The organism is Pseudomonas tohonis (assembly GCF_012767755.2).
GTDB lineage: Bacteria > Pseudomonadota > Gammaproteobacteria > Pseudomonadales > Pseudomonadaceae > Metapseudomonas > Metapseudomonas tohonis.
Genome location: NZ_AP023189.1, coordinates 3247493 through 3265716, shown reverse-complemented (window position 1 = coordinate 3265716; position 18224 = coordinate 3247493). Strand labels below are relative to the sequence as shown.

Here is an 18224-nt window from a genome sequence, read left to right as displayed (position 1 = left end):
CGGCTCCGGTGGCCGTCCGGCACAGGCACGACCACCCCGGAGCGCGCCATCAAATGTGGTAGATGTCGATGAGCTGGCGGACGTAGTCGTTCTTCAGAACGACTTTCTTCGCCTTGATCACCGGCTGCTCGGCGCGCACGTCCAACGTGTAGAAACTGGTGCCGAAATAGCTGTCCACGGTCTTGTAGCGGAAGCTCAGGGTGTGCCAGTTGAAGCGCACCTGGCAGAGGCCATCGGCGACCTCGAGGATCTCGACGTTGCTGATGTTGTGGGAGGTGCGGGTGTCCGGCATGGTCGCGCTGGAACGCTCGGTCTTGATGCGGAACACACGGTCCTCCAGGCCGCCACGGTTGCCATACCAGATCAGCGAGATCTCGCTTTGCGGGTCCGTGGTCAGCTCGTCGTCATCGTCCCAAGACGGCATCCAGAAACTGGCATCGGCGGCATAGAGTTCCAGCCAGTTGTCCCAGTCCTTGTCGTCGAGGTAGCGGGCCTCGCGGTAGAGGAAGTCGCGCACGGTTTCGTAGGAAGCGTTCATTGCACGGCCTCCACGGGGATCAGCCGCTGCTCGGCCTCGACGGCCTGGCGCAGGGCCTGCTGCCAGTACAGGTGCTGCAGGACGAACAGGCCTTCGTCTTCGGTCCGCACACCGGAGAGCCGCGGGTGCAGGCCGATCTCGCGGGCGGCTTCGTCGGCACCTTCCACCCAATGGGCGGCGCCCCGGGACATGTCGTTCCAGCCACGGCCGCCGCCGTAGCCCAGCTGGCAGGAGCGGAACTCCTCGAGGTCGTCGGGCGTGGCCATGCCGCTGACGTTGAAGAAGTCCTCGTACTGGCGGATGCGCCTGGCGCGGGCCTCGGCGCTCTCCCCCCTGGGGGCGATGCAGTAGATGGTGATTTCGGTCTGGTCGACGGAGATCGGCCGGGCGATGCGGATCTGCGAGCTGAACTGGTCCATCAGGTAGACGTTGGGGTACAGGCAGAGGTTGCGCGAGTTGTGGATCATCCAGTCGGCGCGGGCCTGGCCGAAGTCCCGGGCCAGCTCGTCGCGGCGCTCGTAGAGCGGGCGGTCCTCGGGGTTGGCCCAGCGGGTCCAGAGCAGCAGGTGGCCATTCTCGAAGGAGTAGAAGCCGCCGCCGTTCTTCGCCCAGCTGCCGGCGCTCATGGTCCTGATCTCCTCGCCGGCCTCGCGCTGCTTGCGCTGGTTCTGGGTGGCGGCGTAGTTCCAGTGCACGGAGCTCACGTGGTAGCCATCGGCACCGTTCTCGGCGGTCAGCTTCCAGTTGCCTTCGTAGAGGTAGCTGCTGGAGCCGCGCAGCACCTCCAGGCCCCCGGGGGACTGGTCGACGATCATGTCGATGATCTTCGCCGACTCGCCCAGGTGCTCGGCCAGCGGCACCACATCCGGGTTGAGGCTGCCGAAGAGGAAGCCGCGGTAGGACTCGAAGCGGGCGACAGGGGTCAGGTCATGGGAGCCTTCGCAGTTGAAGCTCGCCGGGTAGCCTGCCTCGGCGGGGTCCTTGACCTTGAGCAGCTTGCCGCTGTTGTTGAAGGTCCAGCCGTGGAAGGGGCAGGTGTAGCTGGAACGGTTGCCGCGCTTGTGCCGGCAGAGCTGGGCACCGCGATGGCTGCAGGCGTTGAGGAATGCGTTGAGCCGACCCTCCTTGTTGCGCGCGATGAAGACCGGCTGGCGCCCCATGGTCAGGGTCAGGTAGTCGTGGACGTTGGGGAGCTGGCTCTCATGGGCCAGGTAGATCCAGTTGCCCTCGAAGATGTGTTTCATCTCCAGTTCGAACAGGCGGGGGTCGGTGAACATCTCGCGCTTGCAGCGGTAGATGCCCTTCTCCTTGTCTTCCTCGAGCAGCGAGTGCAGGTAATCGAATCCCAGGGACATGGCCAGGGCCTCCATTGTTATTGTTCAGGCAGGCTCAGGTTAGGGATGCGGGAGCGAGGGCAATATCCGCTGTGTGCAGATCGCTATCCGTTTTGTGCAGAGGGGTTACGGGGTGTTGCACATACCGCGCGCGACGCCCGCTCCAGGGCACGGACGCGCTTCTTGCAGGGGCGGATTCATTCGCCAGGCAAGCGGCAGGACTGCCCCACCCCGGAGCCACATGAGACACCGTCAGGGTGGAGGTAAAAAGCGACCTCCACCCTACACTCGCGGATGGAGGGGTGCCCCCGAGTCGGGGGCTCGGGCTACAAGCCGCGCCGCCTCAAGGTGTCCGACGGCAATTCGCCGAACTGCGCCTTGTAGTTCTCGGAAAAGCGCCCCAGGTGCAAGAAGCCATAGTCCAGCGCCAGCTCGGTGATGCTGCGCACGCAGCAGTCCGGATCGCCGAGGCAGGCATGGATGCGCTCGAGCTTCTTCAGGCGGATGTAGTTCCTGGGCGTGGTACCGGCGTGGCGCTCGAACAGCGCGTAGAGCGAACGCAGGCTCATCTGCGCCTGGGCGGCCAGTTCCTCGCTGGAGATGTCCTGCTTGAGGTTGCGCTCGATGTGCTCGGCGATGCGTTCGAAGGACGCGGCCTGGGTGCCGAGCTGCTCGCGGCTGACATTGGTGCGCATCAGCGTGAGCATCTTGCTGGCGACTATCTGCGTGTAGTGCTCCTGCACCCGCTGCAAGGGGTCGCTGCTTTCCGCCTCCCGGCAGACCATGGCCAGCAGGTTGATGAAGCCATCCAGCTCCAGCAGCCGGTAGCGGTTCTGCAGGAACCGCACGCCGTCGCCAGGATGCAGCCAGCGCTGCTCGTCGCATACGGCGTCGATGAGCGCGACCGGCATCTTGAGGATGAATTTCTCGCAGTCGTCGGAATAGGTCAGATCGACCGGATCGTCCGGGTTGATCAGCAGCAGATCGCCCGGCGCGAGATAATGCTCCTGGCGACGCCCCCGCCACAGGCAGTTGCCGCGCAGCAGCACCTGCAGGTGGTAGATGGTTTCCAGGGCCGGCGAGGTGACCCGCACGCTGCCGCCATAGCTGATGCGGCACAGGTCCAGGCTGGCGAACTTGCGGTGATTGAGGCTGGCCTCGGGCCGCCCCAGGGTGGGCAGGCGGATATCGTGGGAGCCGACATGCTGGTTGACGTAACCCGACACCGCATAAGGGTCGGCACGCTCAAACACCATGCTGCGCTCGCTCAGCAGGCAATTTTCCATGTCCAACGCACTCTTGTTGTTATTTACGGAGCCACAGTGACCGGCACGGTATCCCCGGGCTCGCGAACCAAGCAATTCGTCGGCGGAATATCTGTTCGATTATCGGACACCCGCGCTGAGTCACGGGGTGCCCGGGCTGCAGAGCTCCAGGGCGGCTGGACAACCGGAGGCGGAGCGCAACGACCCGCCTCCTCGTCACGCAGGTTCAGGTCGCATCCGCATGGCTCACCAGCCCCTTGATCACCACCGCCGCGGTGGCGATGGCGGCGGGGACCACGAGCGCGGTCAGCACCTGTTCGAAGTTCCAGCCCAGGCCCAGCAGCGTGGCGCCGATCCAGGCACCGAGGATGGCGCCGAAGCGGCCGATGCCGAGCATCCAGGACACACCCGTGGCGCGGCCCTGGGTGGGGTAGAAGCGTGCGGCCAGGGACGGCATCGCCGATTGCGCGCCGTTGATGCACATGCCGGCGAGCAGCACCAGGGTCGCCAGCAGGGTGACCTGCCCCAGGCTCTGGCCGACGAAATAGGCGAAGACGCCCGCCAGCAGGTAGAAGACGCCAATGACCTTGTGCGGGTTGAACTTGTCCATCGCCCAGCCCACGCCGACGGCGCTGAGCACGCCGCCGAACTGGAACAGCGCGCCGATGAAGGCGGCCTGCTCCATGCTCGCGCCGCTGTCGCGCATCAGGGTCGGCAGCCAGCTGGTGAGCAGGTAGACGATCACCAGGCCCATGAAATAGGTCAGCCACAGCAGCAGGGTGCCGGCGCTGTAGGTGCCGGCGAAGACCACCTTGAGCACGTTGCGGCTCTGCACCGTCTTCTGCTCCGGCACGCTGAAGTCGGTGGCCACGGCGACTTCAGCCGGGGCGATGGGCGCCAGCACCTGGCGCACCCTGTCGGCTCCGCGGTTGCGCACCACCAGGTAGCGGGCGGATTCCGGCAGCCAGAGCAGCAACACCACCGCCAGCAGCAGCGGCAGCACGCCGCCGAGCAGCAGCAGGCTGTGCCAGCCGAAGGCCGGGATCATCTTCGCGGAGACGAAGCCACCGGAGGCCATGCCCAGGTTGAAGCCGCAGAACATGCTGGTCACCAGCAGCGACTTGAGGCGCTCCGGGGTGTACTCGGACAGCAGCGTGGTGGCGTTGGGCATCGCCGCGCCCAGGCCGAGGCCGGTGAGCAGGCGCAGCACCAGCAACTGGTCGATGTCGCTGCTGAAGGCCGACAGAAGGCTGAACAGGCCGAAGAGGAACACCGCCACCACCAGCACGATCTTGCGGCCGAAGCGGTCGGCCAGCGGGCCGGAACCGAGGGCACCGAAGACCATGCCGATCAGTGCGGCGCTCATCACCGGGCCGAGGCTGGCGCGGTCGATGCCCCAGTCCTGGGTCAGTGCCGGGGCGATGAAGCCCATGGCGGCGGTGTCGAGGCCGTCGAGGAAGACGATGAGGAAGCACAGCAGCACGATCCGCCATTGGTAGCGGGAAAGCGGCTGGGCGTTGATGAAGGATTGGACGTCGAGGGTACCGGCGACCGGTAGCGATGCAGGGCGGGTCATGTCGGAAGTTCCTGTGAAGGCCTCTTCGCGCGGCACGGGCCGATGATCTCGGCCTCCGTGGGGTATCGCACGAATGAGACAGGAATGAGCGTGCCCGGCAAGCGGAACCCTGCGGCGTGCAACGGCTGCGCGCGGGAGCACCGCGGGTGGCTGCTGGCCATGGCTGACTCTCATTGTTTTTATGGGACCGCAGCGTCTCGTGCGGCCCGGCAAACACTACGGAGAGGCCTGGGGCAGTTCAATTCGATAATCGACTCTGCGTGCGCTTATCGAACGCTTTGCAAGCGGTAGGCGGATGCCGGCCCCACGGGGGGCCGGCGCCTACTGGAACAGCCGTGCGCTGAGCTCCTTGCTCGCTTCCAGCAGCACCGGCAGGAAGCGCGTCTCCAGCTCCTGGCGGGTGACGCGCCCGGCATGGGTGCCGACGTTGAGGGCGGCGAGCACCTGGCCAGCGGAATCCTTCAGCGGCACCGCCACCGAACGCAGGCCGACCTCCAGCTCCTGATCGATGATCACCCAGCCCTGGGTGCGGATCTGCGCGATGCTCGCGCGCAGCCCTTGCGCCGTGTGCACGGTGCGGCTGGTCTTGATCTGCAGGTCGGCGTGCTCGATGTACTCCTCCAGCGCCGCGTCATCCAGCGCGGCGAGGAGGATGCGCCCCATCGACGTGCAGTAGGCCGGCAGCCGGCTGCCGACGCTGAGGTCCACCGAGATCAGCCGCTGCGGCGTGGCCGAGCGCGCGATGTAGAGGATCTCGTCGCCCTCCAGGGTGGCCATGGAACAGGCCTCGTGCAGCTGCTCGCTGAGGCGGTCGAGGATCGGTTGCGCGGTGACCGCCAGTGGCGTCGAGGACAGGTAGGCGTGGCCGAGGGTGAGCACCTTGGGCAGCAGCGAATAGGTGCGCCCGTCGGTGGTCACGTAGCCGAGGCTCATCAGCGTGTGCAGGCAGCGGCGCACGGCGGCGCGGGGGATCTCGGTGCGGTGGCTGATCTGGGCGATGGTCAGGTGGCGCTTGCGCTCCTGGAAGGCGTGGATCACCGCCAGGCCACGGGCCAGGGAAGTCATGAAGTTGGGGTCGCCGGTGAAGGCTTCGATGCGCTTGGCCGGCGAGGCGATGATGGGCGGCGCCAGGGGCGGCAGGGGGACTCGTTGTTCGTCGCTCATTGTTGTTGTCCTTGGCTATCGCACCGGGCTGATGGGCGATTATCGAAGCGGTGGGCGGTTATCGCAATTGGCGGCCGTCCAGTGGGTCCCCGCATTTGCGGGGATGACGGTGGTCCCGGCGGATTCTCTAGTGGGCGGTATCGAGCTTCACGCTGCGCAGTTGCTTCATGCGGCTCAGGGTGCGGGCGAAATCCACGGCATTGCCGCCCTCGGCCAGTTGCTCCAGCGCCACGGCGGAGAACAGCCGCAGGTGTAGCCCCCGGTCGTAGGCGATGTCGATGAAATTCAGGAAGCGCTGGCTGACGTCCTGCGGGTGATCGCCCAGGCGGTCCAGGCCACTGACCGCCATGTGCGGGAAGTGCTCGATCAGCCACAGGTAGTCACTGGCCGAGCGCGGCGTGGCGAACAGCTCGTGGAAGTCCAGCCAGGCCCGGTCGCCTTCCAGTGCATGCACCCGCAGCGGGTGGTGGTTCACCTCCAGCAACTGGTGCAGCGCCGCGCCCTCCCCCAGCCCCAGCGTGCGGCGGATCAGCGCGCCGCCATCGTCCGGTTCGGGCCAGCAGTAGTCGCCCCAGGCCTCCAGCTCGGTGCTGTGCTGGCGGTAGTCCTGGCCGGCGTCGAGGGAGAACACGTCGAAGCGCTTCTCGATCAGCTGGATGGCCGGGCGGAAGCGCTCACGGTACAGCGGGTTCGGGCACAGCCTGTCGGGGCTGTAGTTGGAGGTGCAGACCAGCCCCACGCCCTCCTCCACCAGCACCTTGAGCAGGCGCCCGAGCAGCATGGCGTCGCCGATGTCGTGCACGTGGAATTCGTCGAAGCACAGCAAGCGCGTCTGCTGGGCGATCTCCCGGGCGACACGGGCCAGGGGATCGGACTGGCCGCTGAAGGCGAGCATGCGCACCTGCAACTCCTGCAGGAAGGCGTGGAAGTGCACGCGGCGCTTGGCCTGCACCGGCGCGGCGGCGAAGAAGGCGTCCATCACGAAGCTCTTGCCCCGGCCGACGCCGCCCCACAGGTAGACACCCGCCACCGGCCGGCGGAACCAGCCCCGGCGCGCGGCCAGGTGCTTGCCCAGCCAGTCGCCGAGGTGCTCGATGGCCGCCTGCTGTGCGCTGTCGGCGCGGTAGCCCCGCGCCTCCAGCACGGCGTTGAAGTGCCGCCGGATACGGTCGAGGACCGTTTCGGCGGGCTGATCGGAGTGCAGCGTTCTAGAAGTCAAAGAAGACCGTTTCCCCTTCCCCCTGGATGCGGATATCAAAGCGGTAAGCGAGCGTGCCGTCCACCTCGCAGCGCTGGGCGACGAGGGTTTCCCGGCGCTGCGGCTGCTCGATCAGGGCGAGCACCGGGCAGCGGGCGTTGGCCTCGGCCTCGTCGTCGAAGTACAGGCGCGTCTGCAGGTGGATGTTGATGCCCCGGGCGAACAGCGAGACGTTGATGTGCGGCGCCATGGGCACCCCGGCGGCGTTGTGCACCACGCCGGGCTTGATGGTCTTCAGCGTCCACTCGCCAGCGTCGAAGGTGGTGGCGGTACGGCCGAAGCCGTTGAACGGCTTCTCCGGGTCGAAGGCGCAGTCATAGCGCCCCTCGTGGTCGGCCTGCCAGAACTCCAGGAAGGAATCGCGCACCAGGTGGCCGTTGCCGTCGTAGACATGGCCGATGAGCAGGATGTGCTCGCCGGGCGCCCCGGGCCTGGCCATCTCGTTCCAGATTTCCAGGTCGCGGGCCGGGTTGCCGGCAGCGGCGAGCGCCAGGCCGATGTGCACATAGGGGCCGGCGGTTTGCGACGGGGTTTCCGGCAGCAATTGAATGGGCATGCGCGCAGCTCCTCAGCGGTTCTCGAAGTGGGTGCGGCGCTGGCCGCGCAGGACGATGTCAAAGCGGTAGGCCAGGCAATCCATGGGATTGGCCGCGCTCATGTCGAGCCTGGCGATCAGGCTCTGCACCGCCTCGGGGTTGGCGATGGATTTGACGATGGGGCACATCGGGATCAGCGGATCGCCTTCGAAGTACAGCTGGGTGATGAGCCGCGTGGCGATCGACGGCCCGCTGATGGAGAAATGGATGTGCGCCGGACGCCAGTCGTTGGGGCCGTTGCGCCAGGGATAGGGGCCGGGCTTGATGGTGCGGAAGCTGTAGTAGCCCTCGCTGTCGGTCAGCGCACGGCCGACGCCGCCGAAGTTCGGGTCCAGCGGCGCCAGGTAGCGGTCGTTCTTGTGGCGATAGCGGCCGCCGGCGTTGGCCTGCCACATTTCCACCAGGGTGTGCGGGATCGGCTTGCCGTATTGGTCGCAGACGCGCCCGGCCACGATGATGCGCTCGCCGATGGGCAGGCCGCCGTGGTCGAAGTTGAGCAGGAGGTCGTTGTCGAAGCGCCCCAGCTTCAGGTGCGAGAAGTCCGGGCCGCTGGTCTCGGAAACCGATTGCGGGATGCTCACCAGCGCCTGGCGCGGGGAACGCGGGACGGAGGTCTTGTAGTCGGGCGTCAGGGCTTTGGGGTGCCAGTTGCGATCACGAATGACGAAGCGGCTCTGTTGCGCATCGGGCATGTCGATCTCCTCGTTATTGGATTTGTGGAGGCTGCGGGGCAGCAGGCTGTGGCGAAGTGTCACGCCTCGCGGGAGCCTGGAAAACTGAAATAACGCGCCCCATCCATAACCAATGGGTTAAGGGTACTGCCCTTCCCGATAGGCCTGGCCCAGCTCGCGCAGCACCTCGACGCACCAGTGCGCCGCCAAAGGCAGCGGCAGCGCCGCATTGCTGCAGATGCCCACCGAGCCGCCCGGCTCGCGGATGCCCAGCTGCAGCTCCACCAGCTCGCCCCGCTGCAGGTCCAGTCGCACGGCGTCGGTGGGCGCGATCCAGATGGCCTCGCTGGTCTGCACGTAGCGACGGCTCAGGGCCACGGAGAGGGTTTCCAGGCGCTGGCGCGGCTGGCTGATGCCGCATTGCACGAAGAAGGCGTCGGCGTATTTGCGGATGGTGGTGCCGGCCAGCGGCAGCACCAGGGGGTGGTCCTGCAACCGCTCGCGTTGCAGAGGTCCCTCCAGCAGCGGGTGGCCGGGGCGTACCACCAGGGTCATCGACTCGCTGTACAGGTGCTCGAACAGCAGGCCCTGGATCTGCGGGCTGTCGGTCATGCGCCCCACCACCAGGTCCAGCTCGCCCAGGTGCAGTTGCGACAGCAGGAAGGCGCTGGGGCCGGTCACCACGCTGGCCACCAGGGTCGGGTGGCGCGCGTGCAGGCGGCGCACCACCTCGGGCACCAGCAGGCTCTCCACCGTGGACAGCACGCCCAGGCGCAGGCTGGCGGACTCGTGCTCGCCGCTGCGCAGGCTGTCCACGCCATCGCGCAGCGCCTGCACGCAGGGGCCCGCGTAGCGCATGAAGGCCACGCCCGCCTCGCTGAGGGTGACGCCACTCTTGCTGCGCGCGAAGAGGCTGGTGCCGAGCAGCTCCTCCAGCTCCTTGAGGGTCTTGGAGATGGCCGGCTGGCTCACCGCCAGCCTGTCCGCCGCCCGCGCCAGGGTGCCCTGGCGCGCCACTTCGAGGAAGCACACCAGGTGGCGGAACTTGATGCGGGTATCGATATTCACGGCAGCTGCCCGATGAGGGAAATGGCCGAAGCCTAGCCTCGAATGCCGCTCAGGCCAACAGGTTTGGTTATGACCCGCGATGGGAGGCCCGGCGCATGGCCGTCGAGTGGATCCCCGCGTTCGCGGGGATGACGAGGTGGCTGAAGGGTTCGCGCTGCCCGTCCCCCCGTGGGAGCGAATTCATTCGCGATGCGCAGCCCCAGGCAACGCCGCGCCCGCTGGGTTGAGTGGATCCCCGCGTTCGCGAGGATGACGGGGCGACAAATTACCCCTCTACACCGTCACCCCCGCGCACACGGGGGCCCACTGAAAGACACCCATAAAAAAACAGGCCCGAAGGCCTGTGAATTAGGAGGGTGTCGCACTTGCTCAGTGGGCGATGCACACCGATTTCAGCTCGGTGTAGGCCTCGATGACGGTGCGGCCGAACTCGCGGCCCATGCCCGATTGCTTGACGCCGCCGAACGGCATGTTGGGGTCCAGCAGCACATGGGCGTTGACCCACACGGTGCCGGCTTCGATACGCGGGACCAGGTTCATCGCCTTGGTCAGGTCGTTGGTCCAGAGGCTGGCGGCCAGGCCGTACTCGCTGTCGTTGGCCATCGCGATGGCGCTGTCCTCGTCGTCGAAGGGGATCACCGACAACACCGGGCCGAACACTTCCTCGCGGGCCACGGTCATGCCGTGCTCGACGTCCGCCAGCACCGTGGGGCGCACGTAGAAGCCCTCGCCCTCGACCGGCGTGCCTCCGGTGACGACGCGGGCGCCCTCGCTGCGGGCCAGTTCGATGTGGCGCAGCACGCCCTGCTGCTGCTTGCGCGAGACCAGCGGGTTGATCGCCGCATCGCAGTCCATGCCCGCACCGATGCTCAGGCCGGAAACGGCGCCGGCCAGCTTCTCGACGAACTCGTCGTAGCGCGAACGCTGCACGTAGAAGCGCGAGGCCGCGGCGCAGACCTGGCCCTGGTTGAGCAGGCCGCCGAGCAGCGCGCCACCGATGGCTTTGTCGATGTCCGCGTCGGCGAGGATGATCATCGGGTTCTTGCCGCCCAGCTCCAGGGCGAAGCGGGTCATGTTGCGCACCGCCACCGCGCCGACGCTCTTGCCCACGGCGGTGGAGCCGGTGAAGGACACCTTGTTGATCAGCGGGTGCGAGGCCAGGGCGTTGCCCACGGTGGCACCACCGCCGGTGACCAGGTTGAACACCCCCGGCGGGATGCCCGCCTCCAGCGCCAGCTCGGCCAGGCGCAGCGCGGTCAGCGGCGTCTCGGTGGCCGGCTTGATCACCACCGTGCAGCCGCAGGCCAGCGCCGGCATCAGCTTCCAGGTGGTGATCATCAGCGGGAAGTTCCAGGGCACGATGCCGGCCACCACGCCCACCGGCTCGCGGCGGGCGAAGGCGGTGAAGCGCGCGCCTTCGGGCAGCGGGATGGAAACGTCCAGGGTCTGGCCCTCGATCTTGGTCGCCCAGCCGGCCATGTAGCGCATGAACTCCACCGTGGCGCCGACGTCGAGCATCCGCGCCATGTTGATGGACTTGCCCTGGCTCAGGGTCTCCAGCTGCGCCAGCTCCTCGCCGTGCTCCTCGACCAGCGCGGTGAAGCGCAGCAGGATGCGTTCGCGATCGGCCGGGCGCAGGCCCGACCAGGCACCGGCCTTGAAGGCGCGGTGGGCCGATTGCACGGCGCGGTCCAGCAGCGCGTCATCGGCTTCCGCCACCTCGGCGATGGCCTCGCCCGTGGCCGGGTTCAGTACGGGGGTGGATGCGCCTTCGGGCACCACCCAACGGCCATCGATGAAGCAGCCGTGGCGGCGTTTCAGGAAGGCCGCGACCTGCGGCAGTACTTCGACCTTGTTCATGTGCTTGTCCTCGTTCGTGGAAGGGTTCGGGCGGCTCAGCGCTGCTGCGCGAGGAAGCAGGCGATGGCCTGCCGCTGGTCGGCGTCGGCCATGCCCGCGTAGGGCATGTAGGTGCCGGGCACCTCGGCCTGGGGCTGGGCGATGAAGGCCTGCAGGCCGTCCTGTTCCCAGGCCCGGGCGCGGGCCTTCATCGCTTGCGAGTAGGCGAAGCCGGGCTGGCTGCCGGCGTTGCGGCCGATCACCCCGGCCAGGTTCGGGCCCATGCCCGGGGCCGCGTCCTGGCGCGCGGCATGGCACACCGAGCACTCGGCGGCGAAGGCACTGGCGCCCCGCTCCACCTTGGCCTGGCCGCAATCGGCGCGGGCCGGCAGGACCGGCAGCAGGAACAGCAGCGGGAGTACGGCGAGGAACGAAGGTTTCTTGTTGTTGTGCGGCATGCAGCGGACCTTGATGGCGAATGCCGCCCCGGGGCTCGCCCGTGAGGGGCGCAGCCTGCTGGGCGACGGTCAGCCGATTCTTACCGCTCGGAGCACCGCAGGTTTTTCCCTGCATGCCAGATGTGTTGGCGACTCTGCCAGGGCCGCGTCCCCGGGAGCGCGACGCCGTGGCAGGAAGGAACGCGCCCCGGAATGGCTCCGGGGCGGCGGGGGTCAGGGCTTGGCGTCGACGACGCCGGTGGTGTTGCCCAGCAGGCTCTTGGTGGCCACCTGGATGAAGGCTTCGAGGCGACGGCTCATGGCCTGCACCGCTTGCGGGTCCTCGACGCGGGTCGCGCCCTGGCCGCTGTTGAGGCGGTACTCGTAGAGCAGCGGATCGGCGCCGCGCGGCTGCACCAGGATGCGCCCGTCGGCCACCATGGCCACCGTCTGGTCGCTGCCGGAGGGCTTGATCACGCCGAAGCCCTTGTCTTCCGGCGCCAGGCTCAGCAGGTCGCGGCCCCAGCACTGGTGGCGGGTCTCGCCGCCGAGGCGGCCCATGATGGTGGGCACCACGTCGACCTGGGTGCCGACGACGTCGGTGCGCGCACCGAACTTCTCCTGAATGCCGGGGGCGATCAGCAGCAACGGCACGTTGAAGCGGTACAGGTCGATATCGGTGAGCTGCTCGGGCGTGCCGAAACCGTGGTCGCCGACGATCACGAACAGCGTGTCCTTGTAGTACGGCGACTGCTTGGCCTTCTCGAAGAACTGCCCCAGGGCCCAGTCGGAATAGCGCATGGCGGTGAGGTGCTGGTCCAGCGAGCCGAAGCCCGTGACCGGTTCCACCGGCAGCTGCGCCGGCAAGGCGTAGGGCGTGTGGTTGGAGAGGGTCTGCAGCAGCGCATAGAAAGGCTTGCTGCCGTAGTTGTCCTTCAGCTCCTGGGCGGCGCGGTCGAACATATCCTGGTCGGAGACGCCCCAGGTCGGGTCGGAGACCACCGGGTTGACGAAGTCATTGCGCCCCACGAAGTTGCGCATGCCCTGGTTGCCGAAGAAGCCCAGCTGGTTGTCCCAGCCGAAATCGCCGTTGTAGACGTACAGGTCGTCGTACTGGCGGGCGCTGAGCAGTTGCGGCAGGCCGGAGAACTTGTGGGTGCCCTCCTGCTGCTCCATCAGGTACTCGAAGCCCGGCAGGTTGGGGAAGCACGCCATGGTGGCGAACATGCCCTGGTGGGTGTGGGTGCCATTGGAGAAGAAGCGGGTGAACAGCAGCCCCTCCTTGCTCAGCCGATCGAAGTTGGGGGTGATGTCGCCCTTGCCGCCGAGCGCGCCGACGTAGTGCCCGGCCAGGCTCTCCATGAGGATCACCACCACATTGCGCACCGGCAGGCTGCCGTCGGCATTGGGGGTCAGCAGGCGACGCACGGCGGCGCTGCCTTCGTCCACCAGCTGGTCCTGCGGGGTCAGCAGCATCTGGCGGACCACGTCCTGGGCCTCGCCTTCGGGCAGGCTGGCCTTCCACTGGTTGTCACGGGTCTCGGAGAAGCGCGCCTGGGCGGCGTTCATCAACATCAGCGTGCCGTTGAGGCCGAGTTGGTTGGCGAAGGCGGAGTCGGTGGTATTGGCATCCCCCCAGCGCAGCGGCGGCCCCTGGCGCAGGGTGCCCCGGGCGGCGACCACGGCGAGGACCAGGACCAGGGCGAAGACCCCGGCGCGCAGGTACCAGGGGGCGATGGCCGCGCGGCCGCTTCCGCCCGCAGCGGGCTCGCTGCGAGGGCGGCTGCGCCGGTCGAGCCACTGGAACAGCTTGAACAGCAGCCAGGTGGCGACGGCCCAGGCCAGCAGGTAGCGCACCACCGGGAAGCCGTACCAGAGCATGCTCAGCACGGTCTTCGGGTCCTGGCTCATGTACTGGAACACCAGGCTGTTCAGGCGTTGGTGGAACTCGCGGTAGAAGTCCAGCTCCAGCAGGCCGAAGAACAGGGTGATGCTGGCGAAACCGGTGAGCCACACGCGGTGCAGGCGCCGCGCGGCCATGGCCGTGGCGAAGGGGATCGACAGCAGCAGCGGCGCCAGCGCGTAGATGGTCAGGCGCAGGTCGAAGCGCAAGCCATTGAAGAACGCCTCGACGAAGGTGGCGGCGGGCGTGGCGCCGATCAGTTCACGGTTGTAGACCAGCAGCGCGCCGCGCAACAGGGTGTACATCGCCAGGAAAACCAGGCCGCAGGACAGGGTGAAGGCCAGGTGGCTGCCCAGGGTCGGGCGGTAGGCACCTGACGGGCTGCGGGTTCTGCTCATGTCTCGGAGTCCATCCAATGGGAAGAGGAAATGCGAACTGCCGGGCGTCCGAAGCGGGATGCCGGGGAGCCGCGATGATAGTGCTTAGGTAAGCCAAATGGGAAAGGTTCAGCGGTAACCGGCTTTTCCATCAGCCGTCCTTGCGCAGGACGTAGGTGCGGACCATCGCCCAGCCGGGCAGGAAGTCCTGATGCGAGAGCACCTGCAGGCCGAGTTGGCGGAATTCGTCCTCCAGCACGTCGCGGCGCAGGGGCGGCACGGCGTCGCCTTCCTCCCCCCGATGCCGCCGCCAGTGCCAGGCCTCCAGGTTGCCGTCCACCGGCAGCGAGAGGATCAGCGTGTCGCGGGTCACCCGGCGCAGCTCGCGCAGGGCCATCAGCCGCTGCTCGGGGCTCAGGCGACTCAGCGATTGCAGGCAGAGGATGCTGTCCACCGCGTTTTCCGGCAGCTGGATGGCCAGCACCGAGGTCTGGAAGCCACGCACCCTCTCCACCAGCGGACCGCTGCGGGTGGCGAGCGCGCGGTCGAGCACTTCCCGCGAGGGGTCGGCCGCCAGGATGAAGCGGTTCGGGTGCTCGGCCAGCAGCGCCCAGGACCGCCCCAGGCCGCACGGCAGGTCGAGCACCAGGTTGGGCTCACCGGCGGCCTTGAGGGCGCGTCGGGCAATCTGCCGCTGGCGCCAGCGCCCGAACCAGGGGGATAGAGGCATCAGGACGCCGACCTCCGGCACGGTGCGAAGAGGTCCAGGTCACGCTGGTACTCGCCGGTCTCGATCTGCAACAGCCCGAGCAGGGAGTGGAACAGGTTGTCCTGGCTCACCGGCTCGTCGCGGCGGGTCGCGAGGCAGGCGTTGTCCAGGCCGAAATCCTTCTGGTAGCCCTCGGAGAACCAGGTCAGCAGGCCGACGTGCTTCTGCTCGTCCGGCGCCATCGCGTAGGGCGTGCCGTGCAGGTAGAGGTTGTACTCGCCAAGCGATTCGCCGTGGTCGGAGAGGTAGATCATCGCCGTGTCGACGCGGTCCTGATTCTTGCGCAGCAGGTCGATCAGGCTGGACAGCACGTAGTCGGTGTAGACCAGGGTGTTGTCGTAGGCGTTGACGATGCTCTCCCGCGAGCAATCGCTCAGGGTGGCGCTGCGGCACACCGGGGTGAAGCGCTCGAAGGCCGCGGGGTAGCGCTTGTAGTAGGCCGGGCCATGGCTGCCCATCTGGTGCAGCACCAGCACGCTGTCGTCCTTGAGGTTGTCGATGTAGCCCTGCAGGCCCTGCAGGAGGATGGCGTCCTGGCATTCGCCGCCGGCGCAGAGGACCGGGTCCCTGGCGTTGCCAACGTCTTCGAAGGCCACGCGGTCACAGGTGCCCTTGCAGCCGGACTGGTTGTCGCGCCAGCGCACGGCGAGGCCGGCGTGCTTGAGCACATCCAGCAGGCCTTCCTGGGATGCGGCGCGGTCATGGCTGTAACCGCCCCGGGTGAGGTTGGAGAACATGCAGGGCACCGACACGGCGGTCTCGGTGCCGCAGGAGCGCATCTGGGTGAAGGCGGTCAGGCCCGCCTGCCGGGCCAGCAGCGGGGTGGTGTCGCGGCCGTAGCCGAGCAAGCCGAGGTTGGCGGCACGGGCGCTCTCCCCCACCACCAGCACCGTCAGCGACCTGCGTGCATGGCCTTGCCACGCCGCGGCGCGATGGGCGTCGGTGCCGATGGCGCGGATCGGTTCGGCCGGCTGGGCGAACTGGCCCCGCAGGTAGCTGAACGAGGCACCCAGGTAGTTGCTCGGCACCACCATCAGGCGCAACTCGTGATGGTTGCGAAACAGCGACGCCAGGGCCTGGTAGTTGCTCAGCGCGATCGCGCCGAGCGCGACCAGGCACGCCGCCATTACCAGCAGCTTGCTCAACAGCTCGCGCAGCAGCGGGCGATGGCCGATCTGCAGGCGCCACAGCAGCCAGGCCGGCAACACGCCGAATGCCAGCAGGAAGCCGGCGAACCTCGGGGTCAGCAGGTCGCCCACCTCGCTGACGTTGGTCTCGGCGACGTTGCGCAGCATCTCGATGTCCACCACCACGCCGTACTGGGTCATGAAATACAGCACCCCGGCACTGCCCAGCAGCACCAGCGTCAGCAATGGCTTGAACACCCAGCGGAAGGAGAACAGCGTCAACACCAGGTTGAAGATCAGCACCACCAGCAGGCCGAAGACCACGCGCAGCCAGGGGTCCGGAACGATCTCCGCGACGTGCCGCCACAGCGGCAGGTTGTAGAACAGCAGCAGCGCGACGCTGACCAGCAGGGTCAGGGCTTCGGGACGCAACCGGAGGTTTTTCAGCATGGACGACGCTCGACGGCCCTGCAGGAGTTGCAGGAGACGGCTCGCAGCCTAGGTAGCGGTCGGTCAAGAATTCGTGAAAAAAACCTCTTGGAAACGTCGACGCCAGGCGCATCGCTCCCCCAGGGGTGACGGCCGGCCCGCCACGGTGATTGCCAGCTTTCCGGGCGCGAATATAGAATGAGATCAATTCTTATCTACATCCAGGCGCGGGCCGCCCGGACGGACGCAGTAGCCCATGCCGGCAGCCGAACAGACCCTCCACCGCCAGATCCACACCCTCTACAGCGACCATCACGGCTGGCTCCACGCCTGGCTCAGCCGGCGCCTGGGCAACGCCTGGGATGCCGCCGACCTGGCCCATGACACCTTCCTGCGCCTGCTCGGCCGCCAGGCGGGCCGGGACTTCGGCAGCGAACCACGCGCCCTGCTCACCCACATCGCCAAGGGCCTGGTGATCGACCGCTGGCGCCGCCAGGACATCGAGCAGGCCTACCTGGAAAGCATCGCCCACCTGCCCGAGCCCGAGGTGCCCTCGCCGGAGACCCGGTTGCTGATCCTGGAAAGCCTGTGCCGCATCGAGGCGCTGCTGGCCGGTATGCCCGCGAAGACCCGCCAGGCCTTCCTGCTGTCACAGCTCGAAGGCCTGGGCTATGCCGAGATCGCCACGCGCCTGGGCGTGTCGCTGGCCAGCGTCAAGCGCTACATGCGCGATGCCTTCCTCGCCTGCCTGAGCGTGGCCTGATGAACCGCATCGACCCGCAGATCCTCGGCGAGGCCGCCGACTGGCTGGTGCAGCTGCATTCCGGCAGCGCCACCGAAGACGACCACCGCGCCATCCAGCAATGGCGCAACCGCAGCCCCCAGCACGCGCTGGCCTGGGCCCGTGCCGAGAGCATCCTCGGCGACTTCCGCAACCTGCCCGGCAACCTGGCGCTGCAGACCCTGGACCGCGCCGCGCGCAAGGGGCTCGGCCGCCGCCAGGCCATCGCCCGTCTGGGCATGCTGCTGCTCGCCGCCCCCGTCGCCTGGACCGCCTGGCGCCAGCTGCCCTGGCAGGACTGGAGCGCCGACCTGCGCACCGCCACCGGCGAACAGAAGGACCTGCACCTGCCCGATGGCAGCCGCCTGCTGCTCAACACCGCCAGCGCCATCGATGTGGCCTTCGACATGACCAGCCGCCGCCTGCGCCTGTTCAGCGGCGAAGTGCTGATCACCACCGCCAGGGACCCCTCGCCCAGCCCCCGCCCCTTCCTGGTGGAAACGCCACAGGGCGTCGCCCAGGCACTGGGCACCCGCTTCGCCCTGCGCCTGGACGGCGCGCGCTGCCGCGTGGCGGTGATGGAAGGCGCGGTGCGGGTCAGCAACGCCGGGCGCGGCGACTCGCAGGTGATCGAGGCCGGCCGGCAATCCGCCTTCGAGCGCGACCGCCTGCTGCCCAGCGCGCCCCTCGACCCGGCGGCCAGCGCTTGGGAAACCGGCATGCTGCTGGCCCAGGACATGCGCCTGGCCGAGCTGGTGGGTGAACTGGGGCGCTACCGCCCCGGCGTGCTGCGCTGCCACCCGGGTATCGCCGACCTGCGGGTCTCCGGCGCCTTCCCGCTGCGCGACACCGACGCCAGCCTGCGCCTGCTGCAGGACACCCTGCCCATCACCCTCACCCGCCTGACCCGCTACTGGGTGACCCTGGAGCCGGCAGCCAGCGCCTGACCCAAAGGCGCCCCACGCAGTGCCCCGCTGCGGGGCCGCAGCTTCACGGATCGCCCCCCTGGAAACAGGGCCGCACGCCCCCGGGACCGTATTTTCGCGCTCCCCTGACACCTTTTTCGATCTCGTCCGGTGTGCTGGATGAACC

The 18224-nt window shown here is 67.9% G+C and carries 16 protein-coding genes; 2 read left to right on the top strand and 14 right to left on the bottom strand.

Annotation, left to right across the window (positions count from 1 at the left end; translation table 11 throughout):
- Window positions 1-49: 49 nt before the first annotated feature.
- The 14 genes from benB to HSX14_RS14895 form a co-directional block, all read right to left on the bottom strand.
- Window positions 50-538, bottom strand: coding sequence for a benzoate 1,2-dioxygenase small subunit (gene benB, locus HSX14_RS14960; RefSeq protein ID WP_173178667.1), 489 nt, complete (start codon window positions 536-538; stop codon window positions 50-52).
- The gene (gene benA / locus HSX14_RS14955) at window positions 535-1893 is read right to left on the bottom strand and encodes a benzoate 1,2-dioxygenase large subunit (RefSeq protein ID WP_173178668.1); all 1359 of its coding nucleotides are present in this window, start codon (window positions 1891-1893) and stop codon (window positions 535-537) included. Before benA ends, benB begins: the two co-directional genes overlap by 4 nt.
- Window positions 1894-2198: 305 nt before the next feature.
- On the bottom strand, window positions 2199-3158 hold the full coding sequence (locus tag HSX14_RS14950; RefSeq protein WP_173178669.1) for an AraC family transcriptional regulator: 960 nt from the start codon (window positions 3156-3158) through the stop codon (window positions 2199-2201).
- Between the two features lie 205 nt (window positions 3159-3363).
- Window positions 3364-4713, bottom strand: coding sequence for a 4-hydroxybenzoate transporter PcaK (pcaK, locus tag HSX14_RS14945; RefSeq protein ID WP_173178670.1), 1350 nt, complete (start codon window positions 4711-4713; stop codon window positions 3364-3366).
- A 321-nt stretch (window positions 4714-5034) separates the two neighbouring features.
- Window positions 5035-5877, bottom strand: a complete 843-nt coding sequence (locus HSX14_RS14940) for an IclR family transcriptional regulator domain-containing protein (RefSeq protein ID WP_111263928.1) — start codon at window positions 5875-5877, stop codon at window positions 5035-5037.
- A gap of 127 nt (window positions 5878-6004) precedes the next feature.
- Window positions 6005-7096, bottom strand: coding sequence for a cell division protein ZapE (gene zapE / locus HSX14_RS14935; protein WP_173178671.1), 1092 nt, complete (start codon window positions 7094-7096; stop codon window positions 6005-6007).
- A complete protein-coding gene (pcaG, locus tag HSX14_RS14930) occupies window positions 7086-7691 on the bottom strand; it encodes a protocatechuate 3,4-dioxygenase subunit alpha (RefSeq protein WP_173178672.1) in 606 nt (201 codons plus the stop codon). The genes zapE and pcaG overlap by 11 nt, the downstream gene beginning before the upstream one ends.
- 12 nt (window positions 7692-7703) lie before the next feature.
- Window positions 7704-8423 (bottom strand): protocatechuate 3,4-dioxygenase subunit beta, encoded by a 720-nt coding sequence (pcaH, locus tag HSX14_RS14925; protein WP_173178673.1) that lies wholly within the window; start codon window positions 8421-8423, stop codon window positions 7704-7706.
- 117 nt (window positions 8424-8540) lie between these two features.
- Complete coding sequence (gene pcaQ, locus HSX14_RS14920; RefSeq protein WP_173178674.1) at window positions 8541-9470, bottom strand: pca operon transcription factor PcaQ; 930 nt, start codon at window positions 9468-9470, stop codon at window positions 8541-8543.
- Between the two features lie 369 nt (window positions 9471-9839).
- Window positions 9840-11330, bottom strand: coding sequence for an aldehyde dehydrogenase family protein (locus tag HSX14_RS14915; RefSeq protein WP_173178675.1), 1491 nt, complete (start codon window positions 11328-11330; stop codon window positions 9840-9842).
- Between the two features lie 35 nt (window positions 11331-11365).
- Entirely contained in the window at window positions 11366-11767 is a 402-nt protein-coding gene (locus HSX14_RS14910) for a c-type cytochrome (protein ID WP_173178676.1), read from the bottom strand.
- Between the two features lie 213 nt (window positions 11768-11980).
- On the bottom strand, window positions 11981-14047 hold the full coding sequence (locus HSX14_RS14905) for an LTA synthase family protein (protein WP_173178677.1): 2067 nt from the start codon (window positions 14045-14047) through the stop codon (window positions 11981-11983).
- Window positions 14048-14177: 130 nt separating this feature from the next.
- The gene (locus tag HSX14_RS14900) at window positions 14178-14756 is read right to left on the bottom strand and encodes a class I SAM-dependent methyltransferase (protein ID WP_173178678.1); all 579 of its coding nucleotides are present in this window, start codon (window positions 14754-14756) and stop codon (window positions 14178-14180) included.
- The gene (locus HSX14_RS14895) at window positions 14756-16372 is read right to left on the bottom strand and encodes a phosphoethanolamine transferase (RefSeq protein WP_173178679.1); all 1617 of its coding nucleotides are present in this window, start codon (window positions 16370-16372) and stop codon (window positions 14756-14758) included. Before HSX14_RS14895 ends, HSX14_RS14900 begins: the two co-directional genes overlap by 1 nt.
- A gap of 235 nt (window positions 16373-16607) precedes the next feature.
- Between HSX14_RS14895 and HSX14_RS14890 the strand changes: the two genes are divergently transcribed.
- Window positions 16608-17114: a sigma-70 family RNA polymerase sigma factor gene (locus tag HSX14_RS14890; protein ID WP_173178680.1), complete on the top strand. Its 507-nt coding sequence runs from the start codon at window positions 16608-16610 to the stop codon at window positions 17112-17114.
- Window positions 17114-18079 (top strand): FecR domain-containing protein, encoded by a 966-nt coding sequence (locus HSX14_RS14885; RefSeq protein WP_173178681.1) that lies wholly within the window; start codon window positions 17114-17116, stop codon window positions 18077-18079. The genes HSX14_RS14890 and HSX14_RS14885 overlap by 1 nt, the downstream gene beginning before the upstream one ends.
- Window positions 18080-18224: the final 145 nt, after the last annotated feature.

What these genes read in the sequence shown, in the direction of transcription:
- benB (WP_173178667.1), bottom strand. Translation starts at nt 538, where the DNA reads ATGAACGCTTCCTACGAAACCGTGCGCGACTTCCTCTACCGCGAGGCC.
- benA (WP_173178668.1), bottom strand. Translation starts at nt 1,893, where the DNA reads ATGTCCCTGGGATTCGATTACCTGCACTCGCTGCTCGAGGAAGACAAG.
- HSX14_RS14950 (WP_173178669.1), bottom strand. Translation starts at nt 3,158, where the DNA reads ATGGAAAATTGCCTGCTGAGCGAGCGCAGCATGGTGTTTGAGCGTGCC.
- pcaK (WP_173178670.1), bottom strand. Translation starts at nt 4,713, where the DNA reads ATGACCCGCCCTGCATCGCTACCGGTCGCCGGTACCCTCGACGTCCAA.
- HSX14_RS14940 (WP_111263928.1), bottom strand. Translation starts at nt 5,877, where the DNA reads ATGAGCGACGAACAACGAGTCCCCCTGCCGCCCCTGGCGCCGCCCATC.
- pcaG (WP_173178672.1), bottom strand. Translation starts at nt 7,691, where the DNA reads ATGCCCATTCAATTGCTGCCGGAAACCCCGTCGCAAACCGCCGGCCCC.
- pcaH (WP_173178673.1), bottom strand. Translation starts at nt 8,423, where the DNA reads ATGCCCGATGCGCAACAGAGCCGCTTCGTCATTCGTGATCGCAACTGG.
- HSX14_RS14915 (WP_173178675.1), bottom strand. Translation starts at nt 11,330, where the DNA reads ATGAACAAGGTCGAAGTACTGCCGCAGGTCGCGGCCTTCCTGAAACGC.
- HSX14_RS14910 (WP_173178676.1), bottom strand. Translation starts at nt 11,767, where the DNA reads ATGCCGCACAACAACAAGAAACCTTCGTTCCTCGCCGTACTCCCGCTG.
- HSX14_RS14905 (WP_173178677.1), bottom strand. Translation starts at nt 14,047, where the DNA reads ATGAGCAGAACCCGCAGCCCGTCAGGTGCCTACCGCCCGACCCTGGGC.
- HSX14_RS14900 (WP_173178678.1), bottom strand. Translation starts at nt 14,756, where the DNA reads ATGCCTCTATCCCCCTGGTTCGGGCGCTGGCGCCAGCGGCAGATTGCC.
- HSX14_RS14895 (WP_173178679.1), bottom strand. Translation starts at nt 16,372, where the DNA reads ATGCTGAAAAACCTCCGGTTGCGTCCCGAAGCCCTGACCCTGCTGGTC.
- HSX14_RS14890 (WP_173178680.1), top strand. Translation starts at nt 16,608, where the DNA reads ATGCCGGCAGCCGAACAGACCCTCCACCGCCAGATCCACACCCTCTAC.
- HSX14_RS14885 (WP_173178681.1), top strand. Translation starts at nt 17,114, where the DNA reads ATGAACCGCATCGACCCGCAGATCCTCGGCGAGGCCGCCGACTGGCTG.